At 44.6% G+C, this 12,235-nt stretch carries 13 protein-coding genes and 1 riboswitch; of the genes, 9 read left to right on the top strand and 4 right to left on the bottom strand.

Going from position 1 to position 12,235, the window contains the following annotated elements:
* Position 1: 1 nt before the first annotated feature.
* The 3 genes from DESGI_RS23415 to DESGI_RS20270 are packed head-to-tail and all read left to right on the top strand — an operon-like array spanning position 2 to position 1,136.
* Entirely contained in the window at positions 2-364 is a 363-nt protein-coding gene (locus DESGI_RS23415) for a hypothetical protein (RefSeq protein ID WP_006521433.1), read from the top strand.
* Positions 361-675, top strand: a complete 315-nt coding sequence (locus DESGI_RS26550; protein ID WP_083939985.1) for a GyrI-like domain-containing protein — start codon at positions 361-363, stop codon at positions 673-675. The genes DESGI_RS23415 and DESGI_RS26550 overlap by 4 nt, the downstream gene beginning before the upstream one ends.
* Positions 676-698: 23 nt before the next feature.
* Positions 699-1,136, top strand: a complete 438-nt coding sequence (locus DESGI_RS20270) for a DUF3788 domain-containing protein (protein ID WP_006521435.1) — start codon at positions 699-701, stop codon at positions 1,134-1,136.
* A gap of 208 nt (positions 1,137-1,344) precedes the next feature.
* On the opposite strand, the gene DESGI_RS20265 is transcribed toward DESGI_RS20270, so the two are convergent.
* Entirely contained in the window at positions 1,345-2,364 is a 1,020-nt protein-coding gene (locus DESGI_RS20265) for an NAD(P)-dependent oxidoreductase (RefSeq protein WP_006521436.1), read from the bottom strand.
* Between the two features lie 255 nt (positions 2,365-2,619).
* Positions 2,620-4,461, bottom strand: a complete 1,842-nt coding sequence (locus DESGI_RS20260; RefSeq protein WP_006521437.1) for a XylR N-terminal domain-containing protein — start codon at positions 4,459-4,461, stop codon at positions 2,620-2,622.
* A 171-nt stretch (positions 4,462-4,632) separates the two neighbouring features.
* Here DESGI_RS20260 and DESGI_RS20255 point away from each other — a divergent pair, with 171 nt between their 5' ends.
* Both DESGI_RS20255 and queF read left to right on the top strand, forming a co-directional pair.
* On the top strand, positions 4,633-4,824 hold the full coding sequence (locus DESGI_RS20255; RefSeq protein ID WP_041285016.1) for a 7-cyano-7-deazaguanine/7-aminomethyl-7-deazaguanine transporter: 192 nt from the start codon (positions 4,633-4,635) through the stop codon (positions 4,822-4,824).
* Position 4,825: 1 nt separating this feature from the next.
* On the top strand, positions 4,826-5,245 hold the full coding sequence (gene queF / locus DESGI_RS20250; RefSeq protein ID WP_006521438.1) for a preQ(1) synthase: 420 nt from the start codon (positions 4,826-4,828) through the stop codon (positions 5,243-5,245).
* Positions 5,246-5,297: 52 nt separating this feature from the next.
* Here the strand turns inward: queF and DESGI_RS20245 are convergent, their stop codons facing one another.
* Positions 5,298-6,533, bottom strand: a complete 1,236-nt coding sequence (locus tag DESGI_RS20245; RefSeq protein ID WP_006521439.1) for a sensor histidine kinase — start codon at positions 6,531-6,533, stop codon at positions 5,298-5,300.
* Positions 6,530-7,207 (bottom strand): response regulator transcription factor, encoded by a 678-nt coding sequence (locus DESGI_RS20240; protein ID WP_006521440.1) that lies wholly within the window; start codon positions 7,205-7,207, stop codon positions 6,530-6,532. The genes DESGI_RS20245 and DESGI_RS20240 overlap by 4 nt, the downstream gene beginning before the upstream one ends.
* 168 nt (positions 7,208-7,375) lie before the next feature.
* Here DESGI_RS20240 and DESGI_RS20235 point away from each other — a divergent pair, with 168 nt between their 5' ends.
* The 4 genes from DESGI_RS20235 to cobS all read left to right on the top strand — a co-directional run bounded on the left by DESGI_RS20235 (position 7,376) and on the right by cobS (position 12,229).
* Complete coding sequence (locus DESGI_RS20235) at positions 7,376-8,098, top strand: polyphosphate polymerase domain-containing protein (RefSeq protein WP_006521441.1); 723 nt, start codon at positions 7,376-7,378, stop codon at positions 8,096-8,098.
* Positions 8,091-8,768, top strand: a complete 678-nt coding sequence (locus DESGI_RS20230; protein ID WP_006521442.1) for a DUF4956 domain-containing protein — start codon at positions 8,091-8,093, stop codon at positions 8,766-8,768. Before DESGI_RS20235 ends, DESGI_RS20230 begins: the two co-directional genes overlap by 8 nt.
* A 13-nt stretch (positions 8,769-8,781) precedes the next feature.
* Complete coding sequence (locus DESGI_RS20225) at positions 8,782-10,782, top strand: carbohydrate-binding domain-containing protein (RefSeq protein WP_006521443.1); 2,001 nt, start codon at positions 8,782-8,784, stop codon at positions 10,780-10,782.
* Positions 10,783-11,201: 419 nt separating this feature from the next.
* Positions 11,202-11,377, top strand: a riboswitch (cobalamin riboswitch).
* A gap of 108 nt (positions 11,378-11,485) precedes the next feature.
* Positions 11,486-12,229 carry an adenosylcobinamide-GDP ribazoletransferase gene (gene cobS, locus DESGI_RS20220; RefSeq protein WP_006521444.1) on the top strand — a complete coding sequence of 248 codons (744 nt, stop codon included), beginning with the start codon at positions 11,486-11,488 and terminating at the stop codon, positions 12,227-12,229.
* The last annotated feature ends 6 nt before the right edge of the window (positions 12,230-12,235 follow it).

Genomic DNA, 12,235 nt, shown 5'->3' with positions numbered 1-12,235 from the left:
ATTGACATTAGCTTGGCCTTTGGCTTTGAAAATCATGAAACCTTTACACGATCATTTAAAGGACGCATATGGTTTAACACCCGATGCTTACCGTAAACAGCCAAGACCTTTAACACATTTCATCAAGCCTGACTTATCTTTGCAGTATCGCTTGATAGACGAAAACGTACCACTTGTAGCAAATGGAATTGTTTTAGAAGTGAGCCGCAGAAATTTACTTACTGCTCGCCATTTTGCAGGACTATCAATTGAGACTAAGTTTCCTGATAACCCAAGTATAGACTTCCTGGCGGAATTATGGCATAACTTTCATAACAGGAAAAGTGGAATCGACAATATAAAGCAGGATGGAAAAATGAAATAGGCGTCGGTAGTCCAAGTGAAAAAGAGGGTTATCTACGGTATTTTGTTGGTATAGAGACAGATGGCAATAAAACAAAAAACGAATTTACCTATTTTGAAATGCCTACCGGAAATTATGTAGTTTGTACTTTCGAAGCGGAGGATTTTTATCTTCTCACGACAGATGCACTTGATAAAGCGGTGAAGTATATGTATGATACTTGTCTTTTAAAAAATAAAATAAAAACTGAGCCCTTCATGGTAGAACTGTATTCAAACACTTTAACGGAGGATGCTTCCATGGAAATATGGTTTAAAATAGCAAATAATTAGGAGCGAGGTGAACGAAAAACATAATGTGGAGTGAGCTTTATAATCAAGATAATCAACCTACCTTACAAGACATTAACGATTATGTGAATTGTGAGCTATGGCCCGGGCTTTGTTCATTTTTGGAAAGTACTTATAATGTAGTACCTAAATTAGAATACAGCAAGTGCTCAATGCAAAAAGGCTGGAATGTAAAGTATAAAAAGGGTAGTAAATCACTATGCACTCTTTATCCAATGAACGGCTACTTTATTGCACTTATCGTCATTGGCAAAAAGGAGCAAATAGATTCAGAGTTGATTATGCCGTCTTGCAATGCATATGTCCAACGATTATTTTCTAAAACAGCATTTTCCGCAGGTGGAAAGTGGCTTATGATTGAAGTAAGGGAAAGGACTGTTTTGGAAGACGTGCTCAAGCTAATACAATTACGGGTAAAACCTAAGAAAAAATCTCTAGTTTAAAATTAACCCCGGGGATTCTTATGATATGCTCCCCTCATGGTAGATAGGTAATGATAAAAACCTACTACCAGAAGGGCTAAAGCCAAAGGGCCGATCCGACAAAGGACATGCCGGAAACTAAATGCTCAGCAGGAGGAAAGGCTTTGACCATTACGACAGCAGCACCGGAATATGCCGGGTCGGTTTTTTACTAGAATTTATATCTGTATCAGGATATCATCCGACTTTGTTTGATACCGTTAACCACAAACCTGGGCGCTTCCCCTTTGGCCACACGATTCATATTATCAAGGGCGTTTAATAACATTCTCCTAAAGGCTCCTCGTGTGACACCGGCAGTGTGGGGGGTAAGCAACAATCTATCTCGGGCCTCAGGGGAGAGGTTGAGCAGGGGATGTTCGGGGGGCGGCGGTTCGGGTGAGATGCAGTCCATGGCTGCGCCACCCAGGTAATTACTCTCCAATACCGCAGCAAGAGCTTCCTGGTCCACTACCTCACCCCGCGAGGTATTAATAAAAAGTGCACCCGGGCACATTAATCCGAATTCACGCTCACCTATCAGATTTACAGTCCGTTCTGTCAGAGGTACGTGAATACTAATTATGTCACTAAAGGCCAAGATTTCATCCAGTGGTTTATATTCGACGGCAAACTCTTCCTCTATATTTTGAGAGGCTCTAAAAACATCATAGTAGCTCACCTTTGCTCCCATCATCGTGGCAAATCTTGCGACTTCACGTCCAATGGCTCCAAACCCTACCAAGCCCAGCCTTGAATCCTGTATTTCCGCCAATCCCTTTGCCAGAAGTTGTTCTCTTATATTTTTAAAACGATTATTTTTGATATCTCTATCGGATACAAATATTTGGCGCTGCAAAGCGACAATTGTGGCTATTGTAAGTTCAGCAACAGGACCTGCATTTTGGCCGGCATTGTTCGACACTGGTAGTTTATGTTCGGCGGCGGCTTGTATATCGACGGTGTCGTAGCCCACACCGTCCATTTGAATAAGCTTAATAGAAGGTATATTTTCTATAATCCTCCTGCTCATTTTTATAGAAAAACCGGATTTAGCCAGCAAAAAGTCTGCGTCACGGCACCCCAAAATCACATCATTCTCGGTATAATTTTCCATAAATTTAAATTCCCAGCCCTTAGTCAAGCTTACGTTGATGGCTTTAAAAGTTACCTCTGGTACCAGGCTAACAACTTTGGGCATGTTTAGCATCTTAAAACCCCCCATTAAATATAGAGATTTGATTCAGGTTAGGATATCCAACCGATCTTATACTGCATTATGCTTTGTAAATTTATTATAATTGCGCTATCTGATTAATTAAATTGTTCAGAATAAACTAAATGTTTTGCCTCGTTTTGTCCTGAATCAACAATGGTCTTAAAAAAACTCGGTTCAAGGTTCGATATATCATTCTAACATTTATATTTTTTTTATTTAACCAATAACATGCCCTTTTTTTCGTTATTAGTTATCTTTCCGGTTACCGGTTAAAGTTTTCAATAACCGTAAGCTAAGCTGACTTTGAAAACGGTCTTCTTCGTTGGAAAAGTCAAAGCCGGTAAGTTGCTTTACCCTTTTAAGTCGGTATTTAAGCGAATTAACGTGAATATATAACGCCGCAGCCGTTTCCCTGAGGTTGCAATTTTTTTTCAGATAAACTTCAAGTGTTTTTAGCAAACTAGAATTATTTTTGTCATCGTATTCCAACAAACACCCCAGCTTTGATAGGGCAAACCCCCTTATTTTCTCCTTATTATTTGATTCCCACAATAAAGCATAAATGCCAAGTTCGTCATATCCTGAACATTTGTTGCTTTGGCCCAAATTTTTTATTATATCGGCTGCCTGCCATGCATCTTCAAAAGACGGTCTGTAATCGGCAAATTCAAGGCATTCTCGTCCCCAGGTCACATTTACAGAACATTCCGGGGTGTTGCTGACAACCCACTCTTGAATCTTTTTGGCGATGTCGCTATGTACGCCTGTCCCGTCTGTACAAAGGATAATTACAATTCTATTCTTTCTAACGGCTACCAAGCTGTCAGAAATCATTGTTTCGATAAGGGTACCAACACCGGACTTGACAATCTCCACAACAAATCCAGAAGAAAGTTGACTGCTGTTTTTTTCGTTTTCGCCAACCAGGTCTATTACCATGACCCGGTGTGGTTTTGACAGGTTGTATCCCAACCGGAGAGCTTTATCAATCAGTTCAGGATCTGTCCCTTTATCCAACGATAAAATATAGTCCAGCAAATCCCCCTTAATGCGTAGTTCCGTTTCTATCGTAGCATCACGTTTCAAATTATCCATTGCACAGACCGTGCAGGCATGCTCAATTGCCACCATCTCCAGTTCGGACAAGTTCACTGTTTCGTGTACGGCAATATAGCCCCAAAATTTTGCGCCGCCAACGATGGGGGAAATAAAAAAAGGGTATTGTAATATTACATCCGTTTGTAGAAAGCCAGTCTTTTGAAGGATTTCACTTAAAAAATTTTTTAACGAAATAAGCTGGTCCGGGTCAATATTTTCACTATTGCAGGCGGCAATCACATCGAGATTTTTGTTTAGTATAATAACCGGACATTTTATGATTTCGCTCAAAGTACCGGCAATGACGTCCACACCGTGGCCCGCAAGGACTAATTGTGTCAGCCGCCGGTGGATATCTATAGATCTGTCTTCCGCCAGCATTGTCTGGAGATCTTTAAAATTATAGTTTACCTTATAATATTGGATTTTTTCATTCGCAAGATTTCCCCAGCTTTTAACCGAGCGCAATTCCCAGCTGCAGTAATCGTCACCTTTTCCCACACAGGTCAACTCATCACAGATAACATTTAAGTCGGTAAAACCACTTGCAAAGCCGCTGGCGTAGCCCGCGGAAATCCAGCAGACGGGTTGTTTGCCTTTACCATATTTATCCACGTGATGCTCTGCCTCCACCGATTTCTCCCATCTGCCTTTTACAAGATAATGTTCGGTCTCCTTACAAAATTCTAATTTTTTATCAATCAATACATTACCGATTCCTCTCCATCGATGCAAGATGGGTCCAAGATTGAGGAGTCTGATTTCCTTGCCGTACGTTTTAGTTATAATCTTCGCATCATGATAACCACAGCGGTAACCGAAACGAGTCAATACACCACGGGCGAGGTCCTTACCCAGGGTTCGTATTAATTCATCTTTTAAAAAGTCTATGGCAATATCATGAAATAAAATCATTTGTTTGTCTTTCAAGAAAACGATACCTTGCTCCGGTTTGAATTCAAACAACTCTTTTAAATCAAAATTACGCATCCTTATGGGAATCCTCCTTATTAAGCCTTCCATTATTTATTAACCATCTATCCTCTTAAAAGTTTTAGACTAGGACAAAAAAATTTATGTTAAATCCGATATGTCGAAAGTAGCTGCTTGCCTGACCGGATAATAAGAAATATGGTCCGGTAGCCCTTGCGGGAAGCCTTGTTGCGGCTTTTTTATATCCAGGTACTGTCGAACGCGGGTTCCATGATCCTGGCTCAGTACCTGTGGAAGGTTAGTTACGAGATAGCCGCAATCCCGCTGACCTACCTGCTGGTAAGATGGGTAAAACACAAGGAAGGCCTTGATATGTTTGATTACGGTGTAAGATATAATCCTTTCAACTTGGAGGTGTAACATGAGCCAGTTTGAATTCGAAATACTCGGTAAAAGCGTTCGAGAGCCTTGCCGCAAGCTTGAAGTTTTCCCTAAACCGGTAGGTGTGCAAAAAGTTATTTTGGAGAGTGACGAGGTTACAAGTCTTTGCCCTGTTACTGGTCAACCTGACTGGGAAACGGTTATGATAGAGTACCTGCCGAATAAATTTTGTATCGAAAGTAAAAGCCTTAAACTGTATTTGTGGAGTTACCGTAATGAAGGGGTGTTCTGCGAAGCCCTGGCAGCACAGATCGCTGAAGACGTAGATGCGGCGTGTAAACCATTTGGCTGCAAGGTTACCGTTACCCAAAAACCTCGTGGTGGCATTACAATTACTGCCAAGGCGGTAGTGGGGAAATTTCACCCCATTGAACATGAAGAAAATTTGATATTGGGTTGACGAGGAATTGACTGGGCATTGGGAGTTAGATGAGTAAATAAGAATGCTCTTATCATAACTCGGAAAAATGCACCGTAAAAGTCGTTCCTTGATCTTTCGTGCTTTCTGCAGTGATCTTGGCATGGTGATTTTCTACGATGCTTTTGGCAATTGCAAGCCCCAAACCATAGCCGCCCTGTTCACGCGCCCTGGACTTGTCTGTACGATAGAAACGTTCAAAAATATGGGGCAGGTCTATCGCTGGGATAGGAGTGCCGGTATTATTTACTGTTAGGCACACTTTTTTTTGCTCCCGCACCAGCGTTACCGAAACGATACCTTTATCACCAGCATATTTACAGGCGTTATCCAGTAGGATCGCCACCAATTGTTTAAGCTGACTCTCGTTACCTGTCAGAGCGATATCAGGTTCGATGTCGGCGTTGATGGTGACACCCTGCTCGAACGCCACTGGTTCAAAGGGCAGCAGACAACTCCATACCGTATCACTGAAATTTAATTCCGAATAGACCGGGGGAACCCGGGCTGCGTCGGATTTAGCTAAAAACAATAGATCATCCACCAGCTTTTTCATTCGAATGGCTTCGACCTGTGTGTTTTCCACCCATTTGATTTGCCGGGCAATGGTATCTTGTCGGTGGTCCAATAGAATACTGCTGTTGGCCAGAATCACTGTCAATGGCATTTTAAGTTCATGGGAAGCGTCTGCCACAAATTGTCGCTGCTGTTCCCAGGCCTTTTCCGCCGGGCGCAGTGCCCAAACGGATAGGAACATGCTGATGAAAAAGAAGGCTACCAGGCCGCCAGTACCCACCACCAACGATATAAGGAAAAGGCTTTGCATAGAGTGGATCTCATGACCCCGATCGGCAAATGCAATTTTTGTCCCATTACCAATGTCTCTCCGGAGAAAGCGTAGATTCAAGTCATGCAGAATACCTTCGGGGGACTCGGAATCCATTGCTTTTTTTACGGCTTTTGCTAGAACATCATCGGATATAGACACATTTTGCTGTATTGTATAAAGAATGTTATTGTTTTCGTCAAGCACGACAGAGAAAACCGGTGTAATCGGAAATGGTTTTTCCCTGGGGTGTAGCCTGCCTATTTCCGGTTTCGGCGGTGGCATATCTATTCTTTGCTCAATCGCCCGTTGCAAGGCGTCGCGGCTTTCCGACTGCAGCCGCTGGTAGTTTGACATGAAGATGATGGCAAAGACAATGAGCAGCACCAGACTGATCAGCGCCATATTGATAAGGATGAATTTCCTGCGCAGCCTTTTAATCATAGTTCTTCCGCCGCAAGCCGGTAGCCTACTTTCCGAATGGTGCCGATACTCACTTTGGAGCCGAGAAAAAAGAATTTTTTGCGCAGAAATGAGATGTAAGCTTCCACATTGTTATCCTCCGCGTGGGATTCCACACCCCAAACCTTAGTTAGTAAATCTTCTTTCGGAACCACCATTTTCGGGTTGGCCATCAGGATCTTCAGCACTTCAAATTCTTTAAAGCCCAGATGCACCGATTTTTCTCCCTGGTGCAAATCATATGTAGACAGGTTCAGCCTCAGATCCGCAAAAGTCAACTCCTCCAGTACTACATCCCCTTGCCTTCTGGAAATGGCGCGGATGCGGGCCAGCAACTCCTCCGGCGCAAAGGGTTTAGTCATGTAATCGTCGGCGCCGCAGTCCAGCCCCGTGACCTTGTCGGTGATTTCGTCCCTTGCAGTGAGCAGTAGCACCGGAGTGGCGTTTTTTTGCTTTCTCAACTCCCGTACCACCTCGAAGCCGCTGCGCTTTGGCAGCATCACATCCAGCACGATCACATCATATTGTCCGCTTAGTGCGTAATTCAACCCGTCTTCACCGTTATATACAATATCCGTCGCGTACTTCTGCTCAGACATAATCTGTCCCAGGGCATCTGCGAGCCGCACTTCATCTTCCACGATTAACACATGCATATATATCCCCGCCTTGTCGATTTTTATTATAAATGCGGTACATTTTCCTTGCAATCATTTTAATGAAGAAAACTGAAATTAGTCTGAAACGGTTTTTTCAGACTAATTTCAGTTAAACGCTGTATGATAGAGCATATCAGGATAAAACACCGATTGGAGGTATCAAATATGGCACAATATCAGAACGTATTTAAACGATATGAGAAAAAGTATTTATTGAATGAACAGCAGTATCAAGCATTAACAAAATTATTGCAAGGTAGGATGGTAATAAATGAATATGGGTGTCATACCATCTGTAATATTTACTTCGATACCCTGGATTACCGGTTAATCCGAGCATCAATAGAAAAGCCGGTCTACAAAGAAAAACTTCGGCTTCGCAGCTACGGCGTGCCAAGGAAAGAAGATACAGTGTTTGTGGAATTGAAAAAGAAATACAAGGGCATCGTCTACAAACGGCGGGTGCCGATGACACTGCGGGAAGCCGAACAGTATTTGCTGCAGCGAAAACAACCGCACACTTTTTGTCAAATTTTAAAGGAGATTGACTGGTTTTTAGATTTTTACCGGCCTATCCCCAGGGTATATATTGCCTACGACCGTATAGCGATGTGCAGTAGTGAAAATGCGAACCTGCGCATTACCTTCGATACGAACATCCGCTGGCGGGAGAGCATTTTGGATCTTTCCAAGGGAGCGTGGGGAAACACACTTTTAGGGGAAGGGCAACACTTGATGGAAATAAAGATCCCGGGGGCAATGCCTTTATGGCTAAGCCAGGGGCTTACGAAACTTGGGATATTTCCCAGATCCTATTCTAAATATGGAAACTGCTATAAATATTATTTGATTAATTCCGCTGATTTAGGGGGAATGCAAAGTGCTTGAAAGTATTTTATCAACCAACGCAGCCAACTCCATCACATTACAGGGTCTGCTGCTTTGTACGTTGGCCTCTCTCATCCTTGGCATTGGTGTGGCGTATATTTATATGTACCGCAGCATTTATGCTAAAAACTTTGTGGTGACGCTGGCGCTGCTGCCGGCTATGGTACAACTTGTTATTATGCTGGTTAACGGCAATGTTGGTACCGGCGTGGCTGTGATGGGTGCCTTTAGTCTGGTACGGTTCCGCTCGGTACCCGGCAGCGCCCGGGAGATCAGCGGTATTTTCCTGGCGATGGCTGTTGGCCTGGCCACCGGCATGGGCTATCTGGGCATTGCCGCGATATTTCTGGTCATCATCGGGGCAATGACAATTCTACTATCCACCACGGGCTTTGGCGAGCGAAAAAAAACAGAAAAGGAACTTAAAATTACCATTCCGGAGAGCCTGGACTATTCCGGCATTTTCGATGACCTGTTTCAAAAATATACAAAGAGCGTTGAACTCATCAAAGTAAAGACTACCAATATGGGAAGTCTGTATGAACTGCAATATCACATTGTTTTGGAAAACCAGTCTAATGAAAAAAAATTCCTTGATGAGATCCGCTGCCGCAACGGTAATTTAAACCTTACTTGTGGACGGGTGCCCACAGCCAAGGTGGAATTATAAGGAGGATAATGATATGCGCTTTAGATCCGGTAAATTAATTACATTGCTAATTACTATGTTCATCATCTCGATGCTTAGTGGTTGCAAGACCAGCTCGTCAGCTGCCTTATCCACCGGCACAACTACTGCTGATGCAATGGCTATCATCGATCCTGGCTACAGTGACCGCGATCTGGCAGGAACCTGGGATGCGGAAACTGCAACCAAAATTTCCCTAAATGGCTCGTCTGTGGCTGTCTCGGGCTCGGGGGCAACCGCTTCGGGCGGCACGCTAACTATCACCGCTGCCGGCGTCTATGTTTTGTCCGGCACACTGGCCGACGGACAGATCATCGTGGACGCTGCTGACTCCGATAAAGTACAGATTGTATTGAACGATGTGTCTATTACCTGCTCGGATAGCGCCCCCATCTATGTTAAACAGGCTGATAAGGTCTTTCTGACCTTGGCCGACGATACCAACAATACTATAACCGACGGTGCAGCCTATACCCTGGCCGACGGTGAAGATGAGCCAAATGCAGCTATTTTTAGTAAGGATGACCTGATCATTAATGGCACCGGTGCACTGATTGTCACCGCCAAATATAACAATGGTATCGCCTCTAAGGATGATCTGGTCATTACCGGTGGTACTATTAAGGTAACCGCTTTTAATGACGGTCTGCGGGGGCGCGATTCAGTCGCTATCTATGACGGCGCATTTGTAATTAATGCTGGGCAAGGAGACGGCATCCAATCAAACAATGATGAGGATGCTGACAAGGGCTGGGTCTCCATTGATGGCGGCACATTTGATATTGCCGCGGGTAATGACGGCATTCAGGCGGCAACGGTACTCCAAATTACTAACGGCACAGCGACCATCAAAACTGGGGGAGGCAGTGCCAACGCCAGTACCGACAATAAGGGCAATATGCGACCCGGTTGGGGTAAATGGGACAATCAAACTACTTCTACAGCTACAGAGGACAGTACAGATAGTTCAGATAGTACCGATAGTGCTAAAGGTATTAAGGCAGGAACCGCTATCTATGTAACCGGCGGAAAGATGAACATTGATTCTTCGGATGATTCGATTCATTCCAATGGTGACTTTATCATGAGTGCGGGGATCCTGAACATATCATCCGGTGATGACGGTATTCATGCCGATTCTAATCTGGTGGTGGACGGTGGTACCATTGACATTTCGCAGAGTTATGAAGGTCTGGAGGGAACCACCATCACGGTAAGCGGCGGTAAAATCCATGTAACCGCTAAGGATGACGGCTTCAATGCTGCGGGCGGCAGTGACGGTTCTGCTCTTGGCAGAAGACCCGGGGAGAATCACTTTACTGAAGAGAATAGCACTGATGGAAGCGACAGCACCTTTATCCGTATCACCGACGGCTATGTAGTCGTTAATGCCTCTGGCGACGGTATCGACTCCAACGGCTCGCTGTATATGGACGGCGGTATGGTGCTGGTTAACGGTCCCACCAACAATGGCAACGGCCCGTTGGACTACAACGGTGTCGCAGAAATTACCGGCGGAACTTTAGTGGCAGCAGGTAGTTCCGGCATGACCCAGAACTTCTCCAACTCTTCCAGCCAGAACGCATTGCTGGTAGCTTATTCATCTGTTCAAAAGGCCGGTACTCTGGTGAGCCTGATGGATGAGAGCGGAAAAACGATCTTAACCTTTGCCCCCGCCAAGGACTATCAGTCCATCGTCATTAGCACACCCGAACTGGAGCAGGGCAAAACTTACACTCTATACTCCGGCGGCAGCGCAAGTGGAAACAATACTGATGGACTGTATACAGATGGAAATTACACTGCCGGCACTAAGGTTGTGAGCGTTACTCTTTCCGGAGCTGCCACCAGTATTTCAGACACTGGTGTCCAGATCAGCAAAATGGGCGGTCCTGGCAGAATGGGTGGTCCTGGTGCTCCCGGTGGCGAGCCCGGTATGGGCGGCCCAAAGGGAGAACGAATGCCGGTTGACAAACAAAAGGATCTAGAAAACTAAAAGCGAAAAGTGAGTTTGGCCCACTTTTTCATTTGCCTCAATAACTAACTTTATATCAAGACAAGTAGTATATGAATATGCTCCTCCTCTAGTAGCAGGTTTTTATTATTTAACCTGCCTACCATAGGGGGAGCATATCAATATAAGCCTGTCTTTTTTTATGAAAATCAAGGTGTTGTAGGGACAGTAAAATCTGCTGATCTTACCCCGGTAACGGCCAGCTGTACATAATGATCCATCCGGAAACGAAGACTTTTTATTAATATAGACATTAGAAACATTCAAACAAATGGTTTTTATAGATAAACTTTGGAGGAGAGGTTGTAAGGGTGTAATGCTCGAAGTATTTTGATTCTTCAGCGCTGATGGCATAAAACCTAGGTTGACAAAACTGGGAAATTGGGCTATGTTTTTTAAAAATCATATTTAGTTTTACAGGTGCCAATAACTTGTTGGAGAATAGGGAACCGGGTGAAATTCCCGGACGGACCCGCCACTGTATTGGGGAGCAATTGTCATTACCACTCCTTTGGGGGGAAGGGACAAAGTTGCAATGAGCCTGAGTCAGGAGACCTGCCTGTAAACATACGTTATCGGCTTCGCGAATAAGCCGGCAGTTGTGAGGATGATGGTAAAATCCGCACCCATTTGGGATGCGGATTTTTTGCATTTATTTATGAAGATAGAGGAGGGTGTGATATATATGGAATTTCTACTGGCATTACAGTTTTTAACCAGGATTCCCGTTACCATTGCCCGTATAGGGGATGATCGGGTTATGGCGCGTTCCATGTCCTATTTCTCCTTTATTGGTTTATTGATTGGCGGAGCAGCTGCCGGATTGCACTATTTGCTTGGTTTGGGCTTTTCATCTACGGTGGCAAATCTGGGCGCCATTATTTTTGTTATTTTCGTGACGGGCAATCTGCATGGCGATGGCCTGATGGATACGGCCGACGGCATTTTCAGCGGACGTCCCGGGGATCGGATGCTGGAAATCATGAAGGACAGCCGGGTTGGTTCTCATGGGGTAATGGCGGGTGTACTGGTCGTTTTGCTGAGGGTTGTTTTGTTAGGTGAGATGGATCAGACATCACAGATGATGGCGCTGGTACTGGCGCCGACACTGGGTCGCTGGGCACAGGTCTATGGGGCTGCCCGCTACCCCTATGCAAGAAGCAATGGAGGAACCGGCTCCTTTACCGCTTACGTGGGTTGGCGGGAGCTGGGTGCCAACTCATTAGTGGCTCTTGGACTAAGCTTGGCGCTTTTGAAGTTGTCCGGACTCATACTTCTAGGGGTCACGCTTATCGGCACGATTTTGTTTCATGGGTTCATCAAAGGCAAACTTGGCGGTATTACCGGTGATACGCTGGGTGCAGCCAGTGAATGTATAGAAATATTGACTCTGGTGATGCTGGTTCTCTTACCATTGTTAAAACTTTAGAAAGGT

Origin of the sequence: Desulfoscipio gibsoniae DSM 7213, from assembly GCF_000233715.2 — a bacterium.
Classification (GTDB): Bacteria; Bacillota; Desulfotomaculia; order Desulfotomaculales; family Desulfallaceae; genus Sporotomaculum; species Sporotomaculum gibsoniae.
This window is presented reverse-complemented; position numbering and strand designations above follow the sequence as displayed.